The organism is Myxococcus sp. MH1, assembly GCF_059738865.1.
The window spans coordinates 966,377-989,868 of sequence record NZ_AP026947.1; the positions used below are offsets into that span (position 1 = coordinate 966,377).

Sequence of the window (23,492 nt, forward strand, 5' to 3'; positions counted from 1 at the left end):
GAAGAATATCTGGACTGAACAGACGCCTTCAACTTCTGGGAAAATAATCCGCCCTCTTTAAATCCCGGAAGCCTCCAACTGTTCGGATTTCCTCAATACGCTGCGGGCTGAACCGACTCAAGCGGTCGCTTGCAGGGGGATGTGAGCCCTGCCCTGCAGGGCACGGGGAAGTTCAACAGTGAATTCCGCGCCTTCCCCGATTCGGCTCCGGACGTGGATGGAGCCGCCGTGGGCCTGGACCAGCTGTTGGACGATGTAGAGGCCCAGGCCGGTGCCGGGGTGGCGGCGGCCGTCGCCGTGGACGCGCTCGAAGCGGTGGAACAGGCGCTGCTGGTCGCCGGGGGCGATGCCCAGGCCCGCGTCCTTCACGGTGACGCGCGCGTGGGAGGCGTCGGCGTGGACACTGATTTCCACGGGGTGGCCGTGGCCGAACTTGAGGGCGTTGTTGATCAGGTTGGTGAGGACGCGGTCCAGGCGCAGCCGGTCCCACGAGCCGGTGGTGTCCTGCTCCTGCACGCGCACGGTGAGCGCGCAGCCGGCGGCGGTGGCCTGCTCCGCGTGGCGCTCGGCCACCTCCCTGGTCAGCGCGGCCAGGTCCATCTGCTCGCGGTCCAGCGTCATGGGGCCCGCGGACAGGCTCGACAGGTCCAGCAGGTTGTGGAGCAGCCGGCCCATGCGCCGGGCCTCGCCCTCCACGCCCACCAGGCCCTCGCGCAGCCGGGGCTCGTGCGCGTTCACCTCCAAGAGGCGCAGGCGCCTGAGGCGCAGCTGGAGCGAGGACAGCGGGTTGCCCAGGTCATGCGCTGCCACGCCGATGAGCTCCAGCGCGCCCTGCGCCTCGGAGAGCAGGCGCGCGTTGTCCAGCGCGAGCGCGGCCCGGGCGGCCAGCTCCTCCATGAAGGCGCGGTCCACCTCGCCGTAGCGCCGCGCGCCGGTGGACAGCAGGCACAGCGCGCCCAGCACGCGCGAGCCCACCGCCAGCGGCACGGTGAGCGAGGAGGTGACGCCCAGCACGCGCAAGAGCTCGCCGTGGGCGCTGCCCTCGAGCGCCACGGGCAGGTGCTCCGCTTCCACCTCCGAGAGGAGTTCCGCGCGGCCGGTGCACACCACGTGACAGGGGCCCACCTCGTCCGCGTCGGGGCAGCGCAGGAGCGGCTCCCACAGGCGGCTGGCGGCCTGGTCGTCCGCGCACGCCACGGCCTGGGGCCGCACGCGGCCGTCGGCGGAGGGGAGGAAGAGGATGCACGCGTCGGCGACCTCGGGTACGCACAGGCGCGTGAGGGCCTCGCCCACCTCGCGCGCGCCGGACAAGGGCTGCAGCACGCGGCCCGCCTCGGCGAAGAGCGCCTGGGCGCGCTCCATGCGGCGCCGCTCGGTGATGTCGCGCGTCACCTCCGCGAAGCCGCACAGCCGCCCGCGCGAGTCCGACAGCGCGGTGAGCAGCGTCTCCGCCCAGAAGCGCGTGCCGTCGCGCCGCACGCGCCAGCCCTCGGACAACAGGCGCCCCTCGCGTCGGGCGCGCTCCAGCTGGGCGCGAGGCAGGCCCGCGGCCACGGCGTCCTCGGGGTGCAGCCGCTCCAAGGCACAGCCCGCCACGTCCTCGGCGGCCCAGCCCGTCAGCCGCTGCGCGCCGGCGTTCCAGGCCGTCACCCGGCCGCGCGAATCCAGGAAGCACAAGGCGTAGTCCGTCACCGCCTCCATGAGCAGGCCCAGGCGCTGCTCGCTGTGCTCGTGGCGCGCGTGCAGCGGCGCCAGCAGGTGGCTCAGCACCAGCCCCAGCGCGCCCACGCCGGCCAGCCCCACGAAGCCCGCGAGCAGTGCCTGTCTCAAGGCCAGGCGCGAGACCTCCTCATGGGTGAACAGTCCGTGCACGACGGACAGGAGCGTCGCGAACAACAACAGGCCGGCGAGCATGCAGGCGGACACCCCCGCACCCACCCGCTGGGCGAACGTCCAACGTCGCATCATGTGAGGCTCCCCCCGCTCCTGGCGAAAGCCCGCAACCGGCCCGCATCAGGAAGGTGATGGACAGCATCCCCGATGCGAGGACAGCGGAAAATTGCCCGGTTGGACAAAGTCTGAGTCACCCCAGGGAGGTTGCTGACACTCCCTGGGTGGAAGGACTCCCCATCTGGAATGGCCATCGCCAGGGCGCGGGGTTATGAGGCGTGCCCCCTCTCATTCGTCTCGCGTCTGTCCACACCGCCTATGTCTCTCGTCGAAGGTCTGAAGGTCCGCTATCTCCCCCAGCCCGAATGGGGTGTGGGTCACCTGCTGTCCCTCCAGGAGGACGGAGCCAAGGCGCTCGTCGTCTTCCCCGCACGGGAGGACGCCCCGGTGCTGGTGTCCACCAAGGGCGGCGCCCTGGTGTCCTACCCGCTGCCTCCGGGAGAGCCGGTGGTGACGTACAAGGGGCGGCTGGCCCTGGTGGTGGCCGAGGAGCCGGGAGCGCGGGGCCTGCGGCGCTACGTGCTGAGGTACGCGGACACGGGCGAGGAGGACGAGCTGCCGGAGTCCGAGGTGCGCGCGCTGCCGCCGCGCTCGGACCTGTTGTCGACACTTCGCGAGGGTCGGGTGGGGGACGCGCGCGCCTTCACGCTGCGCAAGCAGGCGCTGGTGCTGGACGACGAGCGGCGGTGTGACGCGCTGGGCGCGCTGCTCGCCAGCCGCGTCATGGTGAAACCCCACCAGGTGGGCGTGGTGCAGCGGGTGTTGTCCGCCCGGCGTCCGCGCTTCGTGCTCGCCGACGAGGTGGGCCTGGGCAAGACGATTGAAGCGGGCATGGTGTTCAGCGCGCTGCGGCTGTCGGGCCTGGTGCGGCGCTGTCTGGTGGTGGCCCCCAGCCACCTCACCGTGCAGTGGCTGGTGGAGCTGTTCCACAAGTTCAACCAGCTCTTCACGCTGATGGACTCGGACCGCTACGCGCAGTCCCTCAAGGAGGCCCCGGGCGTGTCGCCCTGGGCGCGCTTCCCGCTGGTGGTGACCAGCCTGGAGCTGCTGTCGCGCAGCGAGGAGCACCGCCAGGAGCTCGCGGGCGAGGACGCGTTCTGGGACCTGGTCATCATCGACGAGGCGCACCACCTGAAGGGCGAGCGCGCCTTCGAGGCCGCCTCCGTGCTGGCGAAGAACTCCTGGGGCATCTTGCTGCTCACCGCGACGCCCATGCAACTGGACCCGGCCGAGTACCACGGGCTGCTCACGCTCATCGACGCGGCCACGGCCCCGTCCGTGAAGGGCTTCGAGGAGCGGCTCGCGCGCCAGGAGGAGCTGTCCACCGCGGTGCGCGCGCTGCGCGAGGGCGGCAAGGCCCAGGCCACGGCGGCGGTGAAGGCCCTGGCCCAGCGCTTCCCCGAGGACGCGCGGCTCAAGACGCTCAAGGAGCCCGAAGCGCTCCTGCAGCACCTGGCGGAGACGTACAGCCTCAGCGACACGCTGGTACGTAACCGCCGTGCGGTGGTGGGTGGTTTCTCCACGCGCAGGCTGCACCGGCACCCGGTGGCGCTGCCCGCCGAGGAGCTGAAGGTCCGCGACGCGGCCTTGGAGGTGCTGGCGCAGGGCACGCTGAGGGGCGCGCCCCTGGGCAACGTGCTGCGCCGGCTGGAGTCCAGCTCCGCGGCGTTCTCCGGCGCGGTGAAGTCCAACCCGGTGCTCAAGGCGAAGGCGGACGTGCTGAAGCTGCCGTCGCGCGACGCGAAGTTCAGCGCCTTCGTGGGCGTGCTGCGCGGCGTGTGGAAGGCGGAGCCCTCCGCGAAGGTGCTCGTCTTCACCGAGAGCCGCGACACGCTGGAGATGCTCCAGTCGGAGCTGTCGCGCGAGAACGTGGAGGCCTTGGGCTACCACGGAGATTTGCCGCTGGTGGAGCGGGACCGGCAGGTGGCGCGCTTCAGGGATCCGGAGGGCCCCAAGGTGCTGCTCTGCACGGAGGTGGGCGGCGAGGGCCGCAACTTCCAGTTCGCGCACCACCTGGTGCACTACGATTTGCCCTGGAGCCCGGCGACGGTGGAGCAGCGCATCGGCCGGCTGGACCGCATCGGCCAGACGCACCCGGTGGAGATCCACGTCTTCGACGTGGCGGGCACGCTGGCGTCGGACGTGCTGACGCTGCTGGCGGACGCGGTGGGCGTGTTCGGCGAGACGGTGGGCGGCCTGGACGCGGTGCTGGAGGAGGTGGAGGACCGGCTGGCGGAGCTGGCGCTGCTGCCGCGCGAGGCGCGCGTGGCCTATGCGGGCGAGCTCAAGGCCAAGGTGGAGTCGGCGCGCGAGCAGGTGAAGCGCGCGTATGATCCGCTCCTGGACGTGCGCAGCTTCGACCGCCCCGCGGTGGAGCGCCTGGTGAAGAAGGCCCAGGAGCGCATGGGCATCGAGTCCGACGAGGAAGGCGACGACGGCGAGGCGCCCGGGCTGGAGGACGGCCTGTGGGGCGTCGCGCGGGACCTGGACGAGCGGCTGGAGGAGACCGTCACGGAGCTGGCGCGCCGGGTGGGCATCGGCGTGGACACCGACGAGCAGGTGGAGGCCTTCCAGGTGGCGTTCCAGTTCGGCCACGCGCTGAAGGTGGACGGCCTGCCGGGGCTGGACGTGCTGGAGGACCGCACGCAGCTGGGCACCTTCTGGCGCGACACCGCGGTGGAGGCCGAGGAGCTGGAGTACTTCGCCACCGGCCACCCGCTGGTGGAGGCGCTGTTCGGCTTCCTGCGCGACGGTCCCTATGGCCGCAGCGCGTTCCGCTTCATCGAGAAGCGCGGGCCCCAGAAGGCGCGCGGCGTGGAGCTGCTCTACCACCTGCAGCTGCCGGAGCCGGAGGACACCTCGCCCGGCGCGCGCGTGCCCAGCCGTCAGCTGGCGCGCTTCCTGGAGCGCACCCTGGTCCACGTGGCCGTGGTGGACGGGGGCGCCTCCGGCCCCAGGGCCGACGACGCGCTGCTCCCCGCGCTGGAGACCGAGGGCAAGACGCTCAAGGGCGACGAGGTGTCGCGCGCCTTCCCGGGCTTCGACACCTTCCTCGACGCCGCGGTGCCCGTGGGCCAGAAGGCCGCCGAGGCCGCGCTGAAGAAGCTCACCACCGCCGCCCGCGAGGCCATCGAGGCCGAGCGCGACGCCGGCCTGGAGCGCCTGCGCCTGTCCCTGGACCACCAGGGCCTGTCGGATGACGCCCTCGCCACCCAGCTGGGCGCCGAGCATGCGCACTACGAGCGTCTGCTCCACGCACTGCGTGACGCGAAGGTGACACTCGACTCGGCTTGCGGTTTCATTCTCAACCGCTGAGACGTGCGGGGCAGGGCGGGGTGTTGCGCCCGTGACGCGAGGTGTCGGAGGCTCGCGCGGACAGTCCCACTGTGTCGTGGACAGTGGGGCTGGGTACCGAATTTGGCTACGGTCCAGTTGACCGATTCCTCAATCAACAAGATTCAGGGAATTGGAAGGTGTATGCTTCCCCGCGCCATTTCACCCACATCCAGGCAGTCCGGACAGGCAGCGGTGGAAGCGGCGCTGACGCTCCCGCTGGTGGTGTTCCTGGTGTTGGGGACGCTGCAGCTCTTCATGATGCTGCAGGCGCGAATCCTGGCGCAGGTGGCGGTGTACCGGGCGGTGCGGGCTGGCAGCCTCAACCACGCGGACTGCCTGCCAATGATGCACGCGGCGATGGTGACGATGCTGCCGTCGGTGGTGCGCACGGACAGCCCGCGCGCGCTGGCGGACGCGTTCCGGGTGCGGCGGGACAACGAGTACCGGGTGACCAGCTCCTACGGGAACCTGTTCCGGGGCCCCATGGTGGAGATCGTCCGCGACTCGCCGGACGTCGCGTGGGTGCAGTCGCTCGCCTTCAACGAGGACCTGCTGTTCGACCAGTCCACGGACAGCGACGCGGCGCTCGACAACCGCACGTTGGAGATCCGCATGGTGGCCTGGTACTACATGCGCATCCCCTTCGCGAACTGGGTGATGAGCCGGATGTTCCTGGCCCACTTCGGTCTGCGTCGCTACACCGCCACCAACCCGCTGATGCCGGCGCAGAAGCAGTCGGACTGGTGGAACGACGAGGCGCCGCCCCTGGGGCCGGATGACTGGCCCGGTGGCGCGCTCGACGAGCGCATGGTGGCGTGGAGCCGGCAGGGTCACTTCGTGTTCCCCATCCAGGTCCACGCGGCGATGCGGATGATGACGCCGGTGATGGCCCAGAACTTCCCGCGAGGCGCCGAATGTCCCGTCACCGGCTTCTGAGTGCTCCGCGCGGTCAGGCGCTCGTCCTCTTCGCGCTGACGCTGCTGCTGCTCGCGTTGATGGTGCTGATGACGCTGGGCTTCGGCATGCGCGCCAAGGAGCGCGTCGAAATCCAGATGGCGGCGGACGCGGCGGCCTACAGCCAGGCGGTGGCCGCGGCGCGCACGTTCAACGCCATCTCCGTGATGAACCGCGCGCAGGTGGCGCACATGGTGGCCATGGCCGGCACCCAGGCGCTCATCAGCCGCAGCAGCCAGGTGTACGCGGCCCACATGGTCTGCGCGCCCAAGTACACCGTGACGGAGTGGGAGGCGCGGGACAAGGACGCCGCCACGCAGACGAAGCTGGCCCAGGGCAAGGCGGGCAACCTGTACCGCGCGGGGCTGGAAATCTACGCGCACCTGCTCACCGAGCACATCGCCGGACAGAAGCTCGCGGTGCGCATCGCCCGGGGCGCCAACCCGGAGCTGGAGGCGACGGCGGACGGCGCGGCCAAGAGCTTCCTGGAGCTCAACGGCTCCGAGGACGTGCCTCGCCACGGGCCGCTGATGGACGCCGTGCGGCGAGGCGGCGGCGCCTGTGGCGGCGGCGCGGTGTGCCCGGTGGGCGGCGCCTCGCGCGCGCACCTGAACGCCACCATGGGCAGCCTGGGCTGGACGTGGGTGCACAACCGGCCCACCGGCAGCGCGGGGTTCGGCACGGGCGGCGCGGCGCGCTCCACGGCCTTCCGTCGCTACGGCTCCGCCGCGGAGATGGACCCTTCGACCTACAACACGGTGTCGGGGCGCAACGCCACGGGCCATGACCACGGGACGGCCATCGTCCCCACGCAGTGCGCGAGCAACGCGCCGCCCGCGCCGGTGCCGGTGACGGACGCGTGGGTGATGTCCGACGAGCAGCAGACGCCGCAGGACCAGCACGTCTACGGCCTGCGCCTGCCGCCGGGGCAGGCGCCCGAGGCGGGCGAGCCCCTCTACGAGCGGCACACGCTGGGCGCGTGCGTGACGTGCCCGGGCATCTGGCCGTTCGCCATGAGCTACAACGTGGACGAGATGTGGCGCGGGCCGAGCAACCACTACGCGCAGCCGAAGCTGTACTCGGTGCTGCATCGCGATTACGGCAGTGACGCGCGCCGCAGGAACCCGGACCCGTGGAACCTGTTCTTCCGCTTCAAGTTCTCGGAGGAGAACACGACGGAGTTCGACCTCTCGATTCCGCTGGGGCGCTCGCGTCCGACGGGGCGTGAGAGCGTGCAGCGCAACCAGGTCGCGCTGTCGGCGGGCATCGTCTACTACCACCGGCCGCGCGCGGCGGCGCAGGGGGGAGGCTGGCGCGAGCCGCCCAACTTCCTCAACCCCTTCTGGCGCGCCACGCTGGTGAGCGCCGAGGGCGCGGTGGACGACAGGCCGGCTCAGAGCCTGGAGACGGCGGGGTTCGCGGAGCACGGCCGGACGCTGCGGGAGCTGGAAGAGGCGGGTTACCGCGGCGGCAGCCGGCGGGGAGCGGGGTACTGACATGCGCTCGCGACGCGCGGCACGACGAGGTCAGTCGCTCATCGAGACGGCGCTGGGGTTGATGGTGTTCGTCACCATCCTCCTGTTCGGCATCTACTTCGCGGAGGTGGGCGCGCTGACGCTGAAGGTGCAGGAGGCCGCCAACTTCGCGCTCTGGAACGCCACGGGGCGCGTGATGCACGACCCGGCGGCGGGGGAGTGGCAGCGGCCCTCCGCGGTGACGGGCGCGCTGGCGGAGGCGAACGGGCGCTACGTGGATTACGACGGGCGCAGCCGCATGGACGGAGCGGGTGGGGTGCCGGTGCAGCTCGCCGTCGCTCGCGCGCAGCCCATCCAGGTGGACTGCGAGCCGGAGCTCCCGGCGGGAGTCCCCACGCTGGAGCCGCAGCATGCGGGAGGGCCGCTGGCGACGATGCGGGTGGCGTCGCCGGGCATGCGCTGCACGGCGTCCACGCGGCTTCGCGCCGAGCGCATCGGCCGCTTCATGGAGCCGAGCTTCTTCCAGACCTCGCAGCGCGCGGCGGCGGCGACGTTCCGCGTGTGCGCGGCGGGGCGCGCGACGGCGGGCGAGTGCCGGGGGCGGTTCGGGGTGTTCCTGGACGACTGGGGTCTGTCGACGGTGGCGGAGGGACGGGCCTGCGCGCTGAGCATCAACAGCGGCAGGGTGTGTGGCAACCCGGACTACTACCTCTGGGCGGAGCGGGTGTACCGGCGCAACGGTGGTGGCGGGAACGCGGGCTCGGCGCTGGCGGGCCTGGTGGGCGCGGAGTCGGTCAACGAGGACCAGTTCTTCATGAGCTTCCGGGGCGAGGAGGACCGCTACGAGGAGAACATCGGCGCCACGCACGCGGGCGGCCAGTCCGTCTGGGAGACGACGCCGTTCCGGGCCTCGAACCTGGCGCGCCGGTACGACGTTCCCCGGGAGAACCGGTGGCTGGGTGGAGTGCGGGTGCGGTGAGGTCCGTGCTCGCCGTCCTGTGCCTGCTGGGCACGGCGCCTGTCGCCGCGAGCACGCCGGGGGGCGAGCAGGAGCCCGTGAAGCGAGGCTCGCCGAGCACGGGCATCTCGGAGCCGAAGTCTCGGCGCGCGGCCCGGGCGAGCGACCTGGCGCGGCCTGATTCAAACCTGGTGCGCCCTGGTGCGAGTCCGAACACCGCGCCATCGGGCACTCCGAGCGTCGTGGGCGCGGGCACTGCCACCGCGAAATCGAGCACTGCGCCATCGAGCGCATCACGCGCAGGTCGCGCGGGCACGCCCGCAGCGAAGTCGGGCCCCACGTCATCGAACGCGTCTCGTGCCACAAGCGCGAGCGACGCCGCGAAGTCCGGCGCAAGCCCCTCCGCGGACACCGGACCACGCTTCGCGTGGCCGTCGCTGCGCGTGCTCGAACAGGTGGACGCCAGCGAGGTGCTCGACGCCAACGGCGTACCCGTGGTGCTCCGCGCCGTGGTGGTGAAGGACTCCGCGCAGGACCTGGTGCAGCGCTTCGCGGATGCCTTCCGCGCGGGCGGCCTCCACGTCCCTCCAGGCTCCGAGCAGCCGCAGCTCGCCAGCGGCGCGGCCATGCTCACCGGCGTCGACATGTACCGGGGGCTCACCTACACCGTCATCCTCCAGCCTCAGGAGGGCGGCGTCACGCTCGTGTACCTGGGCGAGGCCAACCACGCCCTGGCCCGCGAGCCGAGCATCGCCGGTGACGTCGCCACGCTCCCTCCCGGCGCGCACGGCGTGATGCGCGTGAGCGACGAGAGCTCCAGGACGCTGTCCTTCCAGGTCCCCATGTCCGAGGCCGAGGTGCGCACCTTCTACGCCCAGGCGCTGGGGCGCGACGGCTGGCGGCTCGCCGACGGGGAGACGTCCGTCTACACCCGTCCCGGTGAGGAGCTGCGCATCATCCAGGCGCCCGCCGAGAAGGGGCTGCGCTCCGTGGTGCTCGTGCACCGGGGTCGACTTCGCGGGCCCTGAGGCGCGTGTCGTCGCGCCACGTCCCGCGTCGGACACCACCCTTGCGACTCAGGTGCGCAGCTTCTCGCGCAGCGCCTTGGCGCGGCCCTGCATGTCCGGGTCCATGCTGGTCAGCTCCACCGACTTCAGCCGCTGGTCCAGGCTCTGCGGCTTCTTCTGCAGCTTGCCTTCCTCCACCAGCACCTCCAGCCGGGCCAGCGCCTTGTCGACGATGCGCTCGCGCGGGTGGTCCAGCAGGCTGTCGAGGAAGTACGCGTCCTCGGGCAGCTCCGGGTACTTCTCCAGGTAGTCCACCACGGCCTTCACCCAGTCGGCGCGCGTCTCGGACTCCGTCACCTTCTGCATGGCCTGCTTCTGGGCCTTGCGCTTGCCCTCCGGGTCGAACGTCTTCGCCAGGCCCTCGGGCAGCTCGCCGCCCGTGAAGAGCGCGTCCGCGGCGGCCTTGTACTTCTGGTAGCTCGCGCTGCGTTCAATCTTCTGCTGCGCGGGGTCATCCTGGCGCGAGTGGTACTTGCTGCCCTTGGCGCGGCCCGCGTCGATTTCGCGCCACGTCTTGTTGCGCTTCCCGGAGAAGCCGCCGCCGTCGTCGTTGTCCTTGGCCATCCTTCATCTCCCCTTGCGTGCGCCCCAGAGCGCCGCGAGTCCGCGTTGGACGAGGGTGCGCACCACCTCCAGCTCCTGTGCGGTCAGGGGCTGCTCCTCGTCCTGCTCCGCCTCGAAGAGCGCCTCGGCCGCGTACGTCCGCAGCGACTCGGGCACCGGTGGAGCCGTCGTGTCCGCCACCAGCGCCGCCGGGCGCACCGAAGCGACTCCCGGCGACCAACCCAGCTCCAGCATGGCGTACAGCTCGAAGAGCAGGTGGCGGGCGACCCCGTATCCTTCGTCCGTGAGCCCCGCGGCGTCAAGCGCGCCCAGCAGGGCATCCTGTCGGTTCTCGAAGGCGTGCATCAGCCGCGTGCGCGCCTTCTCGTCATCCTCCAGATAACGCCAGGCCGCCTCGATGAATTCGCTCGAGGGCTCGCCCGGGTGGAAGTCCGCGGGAAGGACGGGACGGCTCTTCTTCGGCCGGGGCGGCCGCTCCCCGTCCTCCAGGCGCACCCCGCGCCCCTCCACCACCAGGTCCCAGAGCCCCAAGAGGTTCTGGTAGAGCTTGCGCGCGATGTCCGGCGACGGGAAGCGCGGCTCGCCCTCGAAGAGCCCCGGGATGACGTCGCCCTGGGGGCGGCCCCTGGCGTGCGCCGCCTGCATGCGGGCGAGCACCTCCGCGGTGTCGTACGGGCTGCCGGACAGCTCCAGCAATCCATCCAGCATCGACGCGCCCTCGAACTGGCGCTGGAAGTCACTGCCTCGGTCCTTGGAGCGGCTCATGGCGGCGGGACGCTTACCCCGGCGGGCTGCCGAGCGCACGCGGCATCAGGAGTCCTGGGGCCACTCGCCCATCAGGTCGTCCTGGCGCTCCTTCGGGTTGGACGTCCACTCGAAGTCCTCCGGGACGTGGCCGCCGCCGTGCTGGCGCGTGCCGTCCCAGCTCACCTGTCCGGTGAGGAAGTGCTCGTCGGGCTCCCCCGTGATGGGCGCGCGCTCGTCGGGCAGCGTGAAGGGCGTCTCCAGGGGTTCTTTGGGGATGAGGATGGGCATGGCGGACCTCGCTGCGCAGGCGTCGGGCGCGCCAGGTGTTGGCTGGCGCACGCGCCCGTCACCCCTTCAACGTGGGCAGGCGGCCGCGGCCGCGGGAGCCTTTGGGGGCGGGCGGGCGGGGGCATGGCCGCCTTCCGTTTCGGAGCCGGCGCACCTAGTCTCCCATCCCGAATGGCCGAGTCCTCGCCGGAGACGTTGAAGACCGCGGTGCTGGCCCTCTCCCGCGTCCACGCGGTGGAGGGTCCGCCGGGAGAGAACGGGCTGCGCACCGTCTGGCACATGGGGACCGACGGCGCGGAGCTGATGTCCCAGGTGGACTCCGACGGGCGCGTGCGCAGGCAGGAGCTGACGCTGCTGGAGGACCACTACATGTGGGCCAGCGGCGAGGGCGTGCGCACCGGCCGCGTGGAGGCCCACGGCGGCCCCACGGTGCCCGTGGTGAAGGCGGACCCTCAGCTGGTCCCCCACCGGCTCGTGCGCGCCGCCCAGGCGATGGGCACGTACACCGGCCAGGACCGCTACATCCTCCACATGCAGCGCGTGCTGGCGCTCGCCCGCGAGGGCCTGGAGATGGCCGGCGCGGGCGTCATCGTCCGCGAGTCCCAGCGCCCGTCCGAGCCCACGTTGCCCTCACTGGAGTCCGCGCCCGTGTCCCCGCCCGTCACACCCGAGCCGTCGTCGCAGGCAGAGCAGGTCCAGTACGTGTTCGGCGCGCCGCATCCTCACGAGGTGGCCCCGCCGGTGTCGCGCGGCTCCGAGGGCATGGTGATGCTCGCCGTGTTCGGCGTGGGCGTGGTGGTGGGCCTCCTGTTGCTCATCTGGCTGCTCTGAGCGGGGGCGATCTCCAGGCCGAGCAGTCGCAGCATGTCCAGCGTGGTGGGCACCGTGTCGCCAGGAAGGGTGACGTGGGTGGTGCGCGCCACCGAGCGCACCGGGTGCAGGTCCATCACCAGCAGCGCCGTCACCGCGGCCGCGGGCACCAGCCTGGGGACCCAGCGCGGCCTGCGGTGGGAGGGGTCCTGGCGGCTGAGGCCGCGCGCCAGCAGCATGATGCCCAGCACGACCAGTACCGACGTGCACATCCACCGCAGCTCGCGCAGCCGCACGGCGGACTCCATGCCGAAGGACACCCACTCCTCGCGCCCGGCATGGGGCACCTCTCCCAGGCCGGTGAGCATCTCCAGGAAGTGACGCGCCTCCAGCGCGCCCACCGCCGCCACGGACGCCAGCGCCGCCGTCACCCCGCTGGCCAGCAGCAGCCCCCGGGCACGCCGCGCGCCCCCGGCCTCGTCCGCGCACGCAGGGCCGAAGCGCGCCAGCGCCAGCCCCAGCGAGAGTCCCAGCAACAGCGCGGTGCTCGTCCACGCGCCCAACAGTCGGGGGGCCATGGCCTGGCCGGTGCTCAGGGCGACATCCAGCGCGGTGTCCTGCGTGGACAGCCGAGTCAGGCTGGACATCGCGCGGCCCACCAGCACCTCGGTGCCGAGCAGCCCCACCATCCACGGCAGCGTGGCCATGCCCAGCATCACCGCCAGCGGTACCCGACGACCCAGCCCCGTGCTCGCCAGGGCCAGCGACAACAGCGGAAGCTCCACCAGCAACGACAGGGCCACCATCGCGGCGAAAGGACCCGCTGCGTCCACCACCTCCGCCAACGCCTCCGGGCCGTTCATCAGCGGTGCGAGCGTGAAGCACCACACGACGACAGTGACCGGCACGGCCGAGGCGACGCAGAGTGCAGGGGCGAGACGGGGCCGCAGAGTAACAAGCATTCCCGGATAGACTAGTCTCTCCAGGTAATTCTTGGAATTCAGACTGGGGGACGACCGATGAGCCAGTACACGACGGTGGAGAGCGCGCCGGCGATGGGGGAGGCGAGCACACCCAGCAGGTAGAGCTGCGGGCACCCGCCCTCGGCGCAGCCGATGCGGCCGTAGGCGAGGGCGCCGGCGAGCAGGAGCGGCACGTGCATGCCGATGAAGAAGATGCCCAGGCCCCGCACGACGAGCCCGCGGTACCAGGTGCGGGTCCACAATCGGAAGACGACGGGGACCAGGACGAGGGTGCTGGTGGTGGCGGCGGCGAGCACCCCCTGGCGCGCGGACACCGCCACGCACGCGAGGGCGGCGAGTGCCAGGGAGGGCACCAGGAGCAACGCGTTGAGGGACAGGGGCTTCCGGTGACGCATGACGCGCTCGGGACGCTGGCAGAGCAGGTGCCCGGAGGCAAGCACCGCGCGCGCGGGTGTCGGGCACTTGCCGCGAGGCGGGAGCGCTCCTTCCGGTATCTCCGTGAAGGAGAACCCACGGAGGTCGCGGATGCTGGAGCGGGGCGAGGGGAATCTGTTGGACGCGAAGGTGGACGCGCTCGTCAACGCGGTGAACACCGTGGGCGTCATGGGCAAGGGGCTCGCGCTCCAGTTCAAGCAGGCCTTCCCGGAGACCTTCGCGCCCTATGTGCATGCGTGTGAGACGGGAGCGCTCTCCATCGGACGTGTGCACGTGGTGCGGCGCACAAGCCCTCCGCGCTTCATCATCCACTTCCCCACCAAGGCACATTGGCGAGAGCCGTCGCGGCTCGAGTACATCCGCGATGGGCTGACGAGCCTCGTCGCCGTCGTGCGCGAGCAGGGGATTGGCTCGTTGGCGCTGCCAGTGCTCGGCTGTGGCCTGGGTGGGCTCGACTGGGCGGACGTGAAGCCAAGGGTGGAGCGCGCCTTCGCGGACCTGCCCGACGTGCGCGTCGTGGTGTTCGAGCCCGGTGGACCCCAGGCGCCGGCGAAGCAATCCCGGCGGCGCGGTCCGACACGCAAGCCCTGACCCGCGCGCGCCATGGCGCGCCCTTGCTTGCGGCCTCGCGGCGCGTGTGCGGCTTCCGCGTGAGTGTTCTCCGCGATGAAGCGGGCCTTACGCTGCGACCGCGCCCTCACCCAGCAGTCGCGTGTACCGGCCGCGCAGCGCGAGCAGCTCCGCGTGGGTGCCCGCCTCGACGATGCGGCCTTCTTCCACCACGGCGATGACGTCCGCGTCGCGCACGGTGGACAACCGGTGCGCAATCACCAGCACCGTGCGCCCGCGCATCAGCGTCTCCAGCCCCGCGCCCACCGCGGCCTCGCTCGCCGCGTCCAGCGCGCTCGTCGGCTCGTCCAGCAGCAACACCGACGGCTTGCACAGGAACGCGCGGGCCAGCGCCAGCCGCTGCCGCTGTCCACCCGAAAGCCTCGCGCCGCGCTCGCCCACGGACTCGTCCAGGCCCCCCGGCAGCGCGCGCACGAAGTCCTCCGCGTGCGCCAGCTTCAGCGCCTCCCACAGCTCCGCGTCCGTCGCCTCCGGCCGTCCCAGCCGCAGGTTGTGTCGCACCGTCCCCGAGAACAGCACCGGCTCCTGCGGCACCCACGCGAGCTGTCCGCGCACGCTCGACGGCTTGAGCGACGACAGCGGCGTGTCATCCCACAGCACCTGTCCGCCCGACGTCGGCAGGAAGCCCAGCAGCACGGAGAACAGCGTCGTCTTCCCCGCGCCCGATGGCCCCACCAGCGCCACGCGCTTGCCCGCGGGCACCACCAGGTCCACGCCGCGCAGCGCCTCGCGCCCATCCTGGTACGTGGCCTTCACGTCCTTGAGCACCAGCGCCCTCGACAGCGGCCGGGCGTCGTCCCCCGTGTCCGGAGGCGAGGGCTCGTCCGCGATGGCGAACAGCCGCTCCGCCGCGGCCAGGCCCGTGAGCACCTGCGACAGCGTGCCGCTCAGCGACTTCACCGGCTGGTACAACAGCAGCGCCGCGGCCAGGAACGACAGCAGCCGCCCGGCCAGCTCCGGGTCCGCCGACACCGCGCGCGCGCCCCACGCCACCGCCATGGCCACGCCCGCGATGCCCAGCAGCTCCACCGTGGGGCTCACCGCGCCGCGCAGGAACAGCGAGCGGCGCATCTCGCCCAGGTACTTGTCCGCCTCCACGTCGAAGGCCTCGAGCGCGCGCGCCTGCCCGCCGTAGGCCTGCACCACCGGCAGGTTCTGGAGCTGCTCGGCCATCAGCGACGTCTGCACGCCCAGGCTCTGCAGCGAGCGGGCGGCGACCTTCTTCAGCGAGCGGGCGAAGCGATTGATGGGCAGCACGGTCACCGGCACCACGATGAACGTGAAGAGGAAAAGCTTCGCGTCGATGAGGAAGCACGTCGTCAACAGGGCCAACGCCTGCAGCCCGTCCTTCACGTACGATGACAGCGCCTGCGTGATGGAGAACTCCACCAACGGTACGTCCGACGTGAAGCGCGCGAGCAGCTCTCCCGAGTGACGCCGCTCGAAGAACGCGGGCGGCTGTCCGAGCAGGCGCCCGTAGAGGAAGCCTCTCAAATCCGCCATCACCCGCTGGCCCAGCCGCTGCATCAGCCCGCCCTGGAGGAACTGGGCCGCGGCCTTCACCAGCGCGAGCGCGATGACCACCAGCGGCAGCCGTCGCAACAACGCATCACCCGGCAGCGACACGCCCGCCACCGTGACGGGCTGACTCGTCAGCACCGCGCGCAACAGGGGGCCGACGACCCACGCGTACGCGGACGTGGCCATCGCGGCCACCAGGGACGCGCCCACGCCCGCCGCGAGCAACGGGCGGTAGGGACGCAGATAGCCGAGGAGTCGGCGGTAGACGTGTGCGGAAGGACGAGGAGCCACTGTTCGGCGGCGGACTCTGTCACCGAGTCGTCGGGAGGTCCACGTCCAGGGGCGACCGGAGCGTCGTGCCTCGTCGCCTGCCCTGCCACCAAGCATCATTGGCAGGCAGGCCCATTCCATTGCCCCCCTCCATCCCTGCGGACAGCTTCAGGGGAGCCATGGACACCAATAACGAAAAAGAGGTCCTTTTCAATCCGGGCTGCGAGCCGGTGGTTGAAGACGAGGAGCGCCGCCGGCTCCTGTGGCTCATGGCCGAGTACTTCCGCACCATCGGATACACGGACATCAAGGCCCGTCTCCCCGGCTTCATGCCGCCTCCCATCCTGTCGGGCACCATCGAGGATGCGCGTCCCGACTTCACCTGCCGCCAGTCCGACTCGGCGCGCACACCCATCATCCTGGAGATCGTCACCCCGAGCATGGTCGAGGAGCCGACCGCGGAGAACCGCTGGAGCCTGCTCGCCAGCGCCGCCAAGCTCTACAACGCGGAGCTGCACTTCGTGGTGCCCAAGTGGGCCTCCACCGGCGCCGTGGACCCGACGCTCAAGCGTCGCCTCGCCCGCATGGAGCTGACCGCCAACCGCGTGTGGACCGTCTAGGCCCACCCGCCCCAACCGAGGCTCGACGCCCTCTTCGACCGCCCGGCGGGCCCCACGGCCCCCGGGCGGCCCTCGTTTCCGCCCCCTGGATTGCTGGCGCGTTCGGCTGCGTTATAGTGACTCAGAGTTTTTCGCTGAGTCAAAAAGTCCAGCAAATTCCAGGGGTTGAAGCGAATGCCAGCGGCGGCGGGACAGAAACGCGACTACTACGAGGTCTTGGGTGTGGCCAAGACCGTCTCCGCGCAGGAGCTCAAGAGCGCGTTTCGCAAGGTGGCGCTCCAGTACCACCCGGATCGCAACCCGGGGAACAACGAGGCCGAGGAGAAGTTCAAGGAGGCCTCGGAAGCCTATGAGGTGCTGAGCGACCCCGACCGGCGGGCGAAGTACGACCGCTTCGGGCACTCGGGCAACCCCTTCGAGGGCTTCGGCGGCGCGGGTGGCGGGTTCCAGGGCGTCAACATCAACGACATCTTCGGCGAGATCTTCGGCGACATCTTCGGCGGCGGCCGGGGTGGCGGACGCCGCACCAGCTCGCGTGGCGCGGACCTGCGCTACAACCTGGAGATCACCTTCGAGGAGGCCGCGTTCGGCAGCCGGCCCAAGGTGACGATTCCCCGGCCGAAGAAGTGCGAGACGTGCAGCGGCTCGGGCAGCAAGAGCGGCGCGGGTCCGCGGCCCTGCGGCACCTGCGGCGGCAACGGCGAGCTGCGCTACACCCAGGGCTTCTTCGCGGTGTCGCGGCCGTGCGGTGACTGCGGCGGCACGGGCGCGGTGGTGCCGGACCCGTGCGCGCGCTGCAAGGGCTCGGGCAAGACGCCGTCCGAAGAGGTCATCGAGGTGGCCATCCCCGCGGGCGTGGACAACGGCACCCGCGTGCGGCTGACCGGCATGGGCGAGCCCGGCGACCGGGGCGGCCCCGCCGGCGACCTCTACGTCACCGTCATCGTCAAGGAGCACCCGCTCTTCCAGCGCGAGGAGTACGAGGTCTTCTGCGAGGTGCCCATCTCCTTCACGCACGCGGCGCTGGGCGCGAAGATCGACGTCCCCACGCTCGACGGGAAGGTGAAGATGACCATCCCCGCCGGCACCCAGTCCGGAAAAGTCTTCAGGCTCAAGGGCAAGGGCATCCCCCATCTGCACAGCCAGCAGCGCGGAGACCAGCACGTGCGCGTGGTGGTGGAGACGCCCACGGAGCTGTCCTCCAAGCAGCGCGACCTGCTCGAGAAGCTCGCGGAGCTGTCGGGCGAGGAGTCCCATCCCCAGTCGAAGAGCTTCTTCGCCAAGGTGAAGGAGCTGTTCGGCTGAGGCGTGTGAGGCCGGACCTGCCGTGTCCGGCCGGCCGCCCCACGTGGAGGCCCGGGAATCCATGGAGCGTGGCCCCCGGGCCGCGCGGGCGTGGTCCGGGTGCCGCGCCAACGTGAGGAAGTCAACGCGGCCTGGGGCAAGCGGCCGCATGGGCATGAAGGGTGCAGCAGGGGAGGGGTTCCGCGAGGAATCTTCTCCCCGCTCCGTTGTCGACGGAGGCGCGTCGCCGCTGCTATGCACCCCACTGCCATGGAAGTCCTGCCTACCTTGCGCCGCTCGCTCATCGTCGCGCTGGCCCTGCTGCTGACGGCCTGTCCTCGTTCCTCCCGCATCCCGTCCGGTGGCACCACGGGCGAGGACGTGCCCACGGGGGACCCGTTCCCGAAGAAGCCCGCCATCGAGGTGCGCAAGGACGCGTCCGCGGACGCGGCGCTCGCCCAGGCGCGGCAGACGGCCCAGGCCACGCCGGACAAGAAGCGGGCCGCGGAGGCCTACCTGTCCGTGCGCAAGGCGTACCCGGCGACGACGGCGGGCCAGGACGCGCTCTATCAGGCGGGTGTCCTGTTCTTCGAGTCGAAGGACTACGTCAACGCGCGCAAGTCCTTCAACGAGCTGCTCTTCGAGAACCCGCTCTACACCCAGGCCGAGGACGCCAAGCGCAAGCTGGCGCTGTCCGCCATGGAGGTGGGCGCGTACCGGGACGCGTACCAGACGCTGTCCAGCCTGGCCGAGCGCGCCGAGGGCGCCGAGAAGGAGCAGCTGCTGCGTGACGCGGCGCGCGCCGCCGAGGGCGCGGGCCTGTACGGCCAGTCGCTGACGATGGCGGTGGAGGAGGCGGGGCAGGCGAAGACGCAGGCGGAGCGTGACGCCGCGGTGGCCCGGGTGGAGGCGCTGGTGGAGGGCCGCGCGGACTTCGTGGACATCGCGCGCGTGGCGGACGGGCTGTCGCCGTCCAACCCGGCCTGGCCCGTGCTCACCTTCAAGCTGGCGCGCGTCTACTACCACCTGCGCGAGTGGAACCGGCTGGAGGAGACGCTCAACCGCTTCCTCGCGGAGGCGCCTGGCAGTCCGTTCGCGCCCCAGGCCCGGGAGCTGCTCGCGCGCGCCACGCGGCGCGTGGAGGCCAAGCCCCGCACGGTGGGCGTGCTGCTGCCCATGACGGGCCGCTACCAGCCCATCGGCGAGGCGGTGCTGCGCGGCATCCAGCTGGGCCTGGAGGGCAGCGACATCGAGCTGGTGGTGAAGGACACGCAGGGCGACGTGAACAAGACGGGCCAGGCGATGGAGCAGCTCGCGTTCGACGACGGCGCCATCGCTGTCTTGGGGCCGGTGCTCGCGGAGGACTCCAAGCGCGCGGCGCTGGTGGCCGAGGAGCTCCAGGTGCCGCTGCTGACCATGACGCGGCAGGATGGCGTCACGGACCTGGGCGCGTACGTCTTCCGCAACATGCTGACGAACGCCGCGCAGGCCAACGCCGTCGCGGACTACGCCATCAACGTGAAGGGCTACAAGAAGTTCGCCCTGCTGTACCCGAACATCCCCTACGGCGTGGAGCTGGCGAACGAGTTCTGGGACCAGGTGGTGGACCAGGGCGGCGTGGTGCGGGGCGCGGAGCGCTACTCGCACGACCAGACGACGTTCACCCAGGAGGCCAAGAAGCTGGTGGGCCGCTACTACCTGGAGGACCGCGGCGACTACGTGGAGGGCGTGAGGGATTTGCAGGGCGAGAACCTGGACGCGTTCCGCCGCCGCAAGGCGCTGGAGAAGGTGAAGAGCAACGTCGAGCCCATCATCGACTTCGAGGCCATCTTCATGCCGGACGACTGGCGGCGGGTGAGCCTGGTGGCCCCGGCGCTGGCGGTGGAGGACATCGTCACCAACGCGTGCGACCCGCGCGATTTGGAGCGCATCCGCAAGACGACGGGCAAGAAGGAGCTGAAGACGGTGACGCTCTTCGGCGCCAACCAGTGGAGCAGCCCCAAGGGGCGCTCGGGCCTGCCGGAGCTCATCGAGCGCGGCGGCAAGTTCGTCACCTGCTCGGTGTACGTGGACGGCTTCTTCGTGGACTCGCAGCGGCCGGCCACGCGCAACTTCGTGCGCAAGTACCGCGAGTCGTACAAGCAGGAGACGGGCAAGGACCCGGGCCTGCTGGAGGCCATCGGCTACGACTCCGGCCGCATGCTCCGCCAGCTGGTGGAGAAGAAGGAGGGCGCTCCGCGCACGCGCGCGCAGATGCGTGAGTCGCTCGCCAACCTGAAGGACTTCGACGGCGCCACGGGCCGCACCTCGTTCAACGACAAGCGCGAGGCCGTCAAGCAGCTCTTCCTCCTGTCCATCGACAACAAGGGCGTCACCGAAATCAACGTGGACAAGGAGCGCGAGAAGGCGGCCTCCGCGACGGGAGGCTCGGGTTCATGAGGGGTGGGGTGGGGCTGCTGGCGGCGGCGCTGCTGGCGGCGGGCGGTGGTGGGTGCGCGCATGGTGTCGCGACGCTGCCTCCGGACGTGGTGTCCCGGCTGGACGAGACGCCGGGCGCCTATGTCACGGGCGCGACGGCGGGGCTGGGCAAGGGCGCGGTCCTCAACCGGACGGACTTCATCTGGGGCCTGGACTTCTCGCCCCGGCAGCGGCGCGTGGCGTACACGCGGCTGGGCTCGCGCTCCTACTTCCTGACGCTGTGGGCGCTGGAGACGCCGCCCCGGAAGCTGGGCGACCCGGCCATCAACCCGTACGAGTTCGACGTGGAGGGCGTGGCCTTCTCGCCGGACGGCAGCCTGGTCGCCACCGCGGGTCGTGACGGCGCGGTGCGCCTGTTCGACGCGGCCACGGGCGAGCCCAGGGGCGTGCGCGCCACTGAGGAGCCGCTGTCCGTCGTGGCCTTCCACCCCGAGGGCCAGTGGCTGGTGGCGGGCGGCGTGAAGGGCCTGCTCACGGTTCTGGCGGTGCCGGACCTGGCCTATGTGTCCGAGGAGCGCGGGCACGAGGGGCCGGTGAGCGGCGTGGCCTTCTCTCCGGATGGGACGCTGTACTCGGGCGGCTGGGACAAGCACGTGCGCGCGTGGACCACCGAGGTCCAGTCGCTGTCGCCGCGGGAGGCGCGCGTGCGCTTCGAGCGGCGCGGGGGCTCGGCCATCGTGGTGGGCGCGCTCAACGGCAAGACGCCGGTGGGCTTCACGCTGGATGCGCGCGTGCCCCAGGTGGTCATCACCCGCGAGGCCGCGACGCAGGCGGGCATCGACCTGTCGCAGCTGAAGGACACGGTGGACGTGCCGGGCGCGCTGGGCACGACGCAGGCGCGGGTGGCGCGGGGACAGTCGCTGCGCTTCAAGTCGCTGGAGGTGCGCGACGTGGACGTGGCGGTGTGCGACGCGTGTGTGCCGCAGGGCTTCCAGGGCGTGCTGGGCGCGCCGTTCTCCGACCAGGTGGACGTGGCCTTCGACGAGCAGACGCTGGAGGCGCGCCTCGCGCTGAAGGGCGGTGCCGAGGCGGGCGCGGCGGTGGTGGACACGCTGGTGCTCGCGCGGCGCTCGGACTTCACGTTCCCCGCGTACGTCAGCGACGTCACGGTGGACGCGCGGGGCGCCCGGCTGGGCGTGGGGTTGTCGGAGCAGAAGCCGGAGAGGGACCGCGCCGTGTACGAGCGCGAGCGCAAGGGCGTCGAGGAGCCTCGGGGCGACTTCAACGCGGGCGCGGTGGTGGACGCGGCGACGGGGAAGGTGCTGCACAAGTGGCCGGTGCACCGGGGCGTGGTGTCCACGGCGGCGATTTCTCCGGATGGGCGCTCGCTCGTGTCCGGGGGCTGGGACAAGCAGGTGCACCTCTTCACCGAGGGACAGGAGGCCGCGCGGGGCTCGTACGGCTTCGATTGGTCCGTGCGCCGCGTGCGCTTCAGCCCGGATGGGCGCATGGTGGGCGTGGCCGCGTGGACGCCGCAGGTGGCCAGCAGCTCCGGGGAGAGCGACCCGTCCGCGGTGCTGCTCGACGTGGGCTACGTCGACGGCGCCACCGTGGTTCCTCCCGGGGCGCCCGTCGCTCAATAGTTGAAGAAGATGTGCTCGCGGGGCACGCCGCGCTCACGCAGTGCCTCGATGACGCCCTGGGACATGCCGGGCTGTCCGCAGACGAAGGCGCGGGCATCCGCGACGGCCTCCTCGCCCAGGTGCGTCTGCACGTAGCCGGTGAGCCCCTGCCAGCCGCTGGCGCCGGGCTGGCTGACGGTGCGCACCACCTGGACGCCGCCTTCCTCCCACGTGTGCAGCTCGCCCTGGTACGCGAAGGCCCCGGGCGTGCGCGCGCCGAAGTAGAGCTTCACGCGGCCGAAGTGCGAGCGGTCCCTTCGCACGGTGGCGATGACGGGCCGGATGGCGGAGATGCCGGAGCCGGTGGCGAACAGCAGCACGTCGTGCCCGCGGGCCCGCTCCACGGGGAAGCCCTTGCCCTCGGGCGCGGACACCTGCACCGGCGCGCCGAGCGGCAGACGGATGAGCGCGTCGGGCAGCGGGCTGCCGTCCTTGAGCAGGAACTCCCAGCGAAGCCCCTGGGCCTCGGGCGGGGAGGCGATGGCGAACATCCCCGGCTGCAGCCCGGGCAGGCACATCCGGACGTACTGGCCGGGGTGCGCGTGGGTTCCCACCAGGGGTGTGCCCTGGATGTCGAGCACGAGGTCGGTGAGCCCATCGGCTGCGGGGGTGCGGGCGGTGACGGTGGCCGGATGCCAGTCGGGCATGGTGAGTGCGGTTCTAACCCGTGTGTCGGGCGCGTGCTGCCCCTGGTAGCCTGGGGCGGTGAAGAGTCTCTTGTGGATAATCCTGTTCATGCTCGGCCTGGCCGGCGTGCTCATTCCGCTGACGTATCTCTATACGGCCAGCAAGCTGCCCCAGCTCGAGAGCGAGTTCGACGTCGAGAAGCTGCTCAAGCACAGCATCGAGGGCGAGCGGATGAGCCTGCGCGCGGGCCAGTTCGAGCGCAACCCGCGCCCCATCACCTTCAACCGGCCTGACTTCTCCCGGCTGCCCAAGGACCTGGTGGCGCTCTACATCCGCCACATGGACTGCCCGCGCTACTTCCAGACGCCGCGCGAGGACGGCGCGGCCTGGGCCTGGCGCCTGTTCGTGGGCGCCACGATGGGCTCGTCCCCGCCGGGTGAGGGCGCCTGTGAGCGGCTGCTGGCCATGCGCATCGCCCAGTCGCTGGGCATCTCCGGCAAGCTGGAGCTGACGGTCGCCGCGCACCGGCTGCACACCTTCATGCAGAAGGACCAGCTCATCGCGTACGACCTGGCCATCCTCTACTTCGAGCGAGGCATCGTCGGCGTGGAGGACGCGGCCTTCCGGCTCTTCAAGAAGGAGCTCAACGAGCTGCAGCTGGCGGAGTTCGCCGAGCTCCAGCTCGCGCTGCCGCCGTTCTACCGCTACTGGGACATCCGCCAGTGCAAGAACCCCACGGTGCTGCGGCAGGACCGCGACACGCTGCTGGGGGACCTGGCCGGGTGGAAGCTGGTGAGCGAGGACCGCGCGCGCAACGCGACGTCCCAGAAGCTGGGCTGCATGGAGTGAGCGGGACGCTCGGGCGCGCGTCGG

20 protein-coding genes are annotated in these 23,492 nt (G+C 71.3%); 12 read left to right on the forward strand and 8 right to left on the reverse strand.

Annotated elements, in window-relative coordinates:
• Positions 1–117: 117 nt before the first annotated feature.
• Entirely contained in the window at positions 118–1,968 is a 1,851-nt protein-coding gene (locus AC6JA9_RS04030) for an ATP-binding protein (RefSeq protein WP_408888214.1), read from the reverse strand.
• 240 nt (positions 1,969–2,208) lie between these two features.
• On the opposite strand from AC6JA9_RS04030, the gene AC6JA9_RS04035 reads away from it, so the two are divergent.
• The 5 genes from AC6JA9_RS04035 to AC6JA9_RS04055 all read left to right on the forward strand — a co-directional run bounded on the left by AC6JA9_RS04035 (position 2,209) and on the right by AC6JA9_RS04055 (position 9,701).
• A complete protein-coding gene (locus AC6JA9_RS04035; RefSeq protein ID WP_497959112.1) occupies positions 2,209–5,265 on the forward strand; it encodes a helicase-related protein in 3,057 nt (1,018 codons plus the stop codon).
• 162 nt (positions 5,266–5,427) lie between these two features.
• Positions 5,428–6,222, forward strand: a complete 795-nt coding sequence (locus tag AC6JA9_RS04040; RefSeq protein ID WP_223749263.1) for a TadE family protein — start codon at positions 5,428–5,430, stop codon at positions 6,220–6,222.
• Positions 6,201–7,736: a pilus assembly protein gene (locus tag AC6JA9_RS04045; RefSeq protein ID WP_223749264.1), complete on the forward strand. Its 1,536-nt coding sequence runs from the start codon at positions 6,201–6,203 to the stop codon at positions 7,734–7,736. Before AC6JA9_RS04040 ends, AC6JA9_RS04045 begins: the two co-directional genes overlap by 22 nt.
• A gap of 1 nt (position 7,737) precedes the next feature.
• Positions 7,738–8,694: a hypothetical protein gene (locus AC6JA9_RS04050; protein WP_223749265.1), complete on the forward strand. Its 957-nt coding sequence runs from the start codon at positions 7,738–7,740 to the stop codon at positions 8,692–8,694.
• Positions 8,695–9,116: 422 nt separating this feature from the next.
• On the forward strand, positions 9,117–9,701 hold the full coding sequence (locus AC6JA9_RS04055) for a hypothetical protein (protein WP_223782403.1): 585 nt from the start codon (positions 9,117–9,119) through the stop codon (positions 9,699–9,701).
• A gap of 48 nt (positions 9,702–9,749) precedes the next feature.
• On the opposite strand, the gene AC6JA9_RS04060 is transcribed toward AC6JA9_RS04055, so the two are convergent.
• Genes AC6JA9_RS04060 through AC6JA9_RS04070 form a run of 3 tightly spaced genes read right to left on the reverse strand, consistent with a single transcriptional unit; the run spans position 9,750 to position 11,339 of the window.
• The gene (locus AC6JA9_RS04060) at positions 9,750–10,304 is read right to left on the reverse strand and encodes a hypothetical protein (RefSeq protein ID WP_223782404.1); all 555 of its coding nucleotides are present in this window, start codon (positions 10,302–10,304) and stop codon (positions 9,750–9,752) included.
• Positions 10,305–10,307: 3 nt separating this feature from the next.
• Complete coding sequence (locus tag AC6JA9_RS04065) at positions 10,308–11,069, reverse strand: hypothetical protein (RefSeq protein WP_497959113.1); 762 nt, start codon at positions 11,067–11,069, stop codon at positions 10,308–10,310.
• A gap of 45 nt (positions 11,070–11,114) precedes the next feature.
• Positions 11,115–11,339: a hypothetical protein gene (locus tag AC6JA9_RS04070; RefSeq protein ID WP_141326892.1), complete on the reverse strand. Its 225-nt coding sequence runs from the start codon at positions 11,337–11,339 to the stop codon at positions 11,115–11,117.
• A gap of 171 nt (positions 11,340–11,510) precedes the next feature.
• Between AC6JA9_RS04070 and AC6JA9_RS04075 the strand changes: the two genes are divergently transcribed.
• Complete coding sequence (locus AC6JA9_RS04075; protein WP_248543139.1) at positions 11,511–12,170, forward strand: hypothetical protein; 660 nt, start codon at positions 11,511–11,513, stop codon at positions 12,168–12,170.
• On the opposite strand, the gene AC6JA9_RS04080 is transcribed toward AC6JA9_RS04075, so the two are convergent.
• Both AC6JA9_RS04080 and AC6JA9_RS04085 read right to left on the reverse strand, forming a co-directional pair.
• The gene (locus tag AC6JA9_RS04080) at positions 12,062–13,057 is read right to left on the reverse strand and encodes a hypothetical protein (protein WP_497959114.1); all 996 of its coding nucleotides are present in this window, start codon (positions 13,055–13,057) and stop codon (positions 12,062–12,064) included. The two genes, AC6JA9_RS04075 and AC6JA9_RS04080, sit on opposite strands and share 109 nt — an antisense overlap.
• Before the next feature lie 92 nt (positions 13,058–13,149).
• Entirely contained in the window at positions 13,150–13,527 is a 378-nt protein-coding gene (locus AC6JA9_RS04085; RefSeq protein ID WP_497959115.1) for a hypothetical protein, read from the reverse strand.
• 130 nt (positions 13,528–13,657) lie between these two features.
• Between AC6JA9_RS04085 and AC6JA9_RS04090 the strand changes: the two genes are divergently transcribed.
• Complete coding sequence (locus tag AC6JA9_RS04090; protein ID WP_497959116.1) at positions 13,658–14,158, forward strand: macro domain-containing protein; 501 nt, start codon at positions 13,658–13,660, stop codon at positions 14,156–14,158.
• An 87-nt stretch (positions 14,159–14,245) separates the two neighbouring features.
• Here the strand turns inward: AC6JA9_RS04090 and AC6JA9_RS04095 are convergent, their stop codons facing one another.
• A complete protein-coding gene (locus AC6JA9_RS04095) occupies positions 14,246–16,009 on the reverse strand; it encodes an ABC transporter ATP-binding protein (RefSeq protein ID WP_473566803.1) in 1,764 nt (587 codons plus the stop codon).
• Between the two features lie 158 nt (positions 16,010–16,167).
• On the opposite strand from AC6JA9_RS04095, the gene AC6JA9_RS04100 reads away from it, so the two are divergent.
• From AC6JA9_RS04100 to AC6JA9_RS04115, 4 genes are all read left to right on the forward strand, one after another.
• The gene (locus AC6JA9_RS04100; protein WP_046710872.1) at positions 16,168–16,608 is read left to right on the forward strand and encodes a hypothetical protein; all 441 of its coding nucleotides are present in this window, start codon (positions 16,168–16,170) and stop codon (positions 16,606–16,608) included.
• Between the two features lie 174 nt (positions 16,609–16,782).
• Complete coding sequence (gene dnaJ / locus AC6JA9_RS04105) at positions 16,783–17,913, forward strand: molecular chaperone DnaJ (protein WP_223749272.1); 1,131 nt, start codon at positions 16,783–16,785, stop codon at positions 17,911–17,913.
• A 249-nt stretch (positions 17,914–18,162) separates the two neighbouring features.
• Positions 18,163–20,331: a penicillin-binding protein activator gene (locus tag AC6JA9_RS04110; RefSeq protein ID WP_223749273.1), complete on the forward strand. Its 2,169-nt coding sequence runs from the start codon at positions 18,163–18,165 to the stop codon at positions 20,329–20,331.
• On the forward strand, positions 20,328–21,953 hold the full coding sequence (locus tag AC6JA9_RS04115) for a WD40 repeat domain-containing protein (RefSeq protein ID WP_497959117.1): 1,626 nt from the start codon (positions 20,328–20,330) through the stop codon (positions 21,951–21,953). The genes AC6JA9_RS04110 and AC6JA9_RS04115 overlap by 4 nt, the downstream gene beginning before the upstream one ends.
• Here AC6JA9_RS04115 and AC6JA9_RS04120 read toward each other — a convergent pair.
• Positions 21,947–22,639 (reverse strand): ferredoxin reductase domain-containing protein, encoded by a 693-nt coding sequence (locus tag AC6JA9_RS04120; RefSeq protein WP_223749275.1) that lies wholly within the window; start codon positions 22,637–22,639, stop codon positions 21,947–21,949. The two genes, AC6JA9_RS04115 and AC6JA9_RS04120, sit on opposite strands and share 7 nt — an antisense overlap.
• Positions 22,640–22,727: 88 nt before the next feature.
• Between AC6JA9_RS04120 and AC6JA9_RS04125 the strand changes: the two genes are divergently transcribed.
• On the forward strand, positions 22,728–23,468 hold the full coding sequence (locus AC6JA9_RS04125) for a transglycosylase domain-containing protein (protein ID WP_223749276.1): 741 nt from the start codon (positions 22,728–22,730) through the stop codon (positions 23,466–23,468).
• Positions 23,469–23,492: the final 24 nt, after the last annotated feature.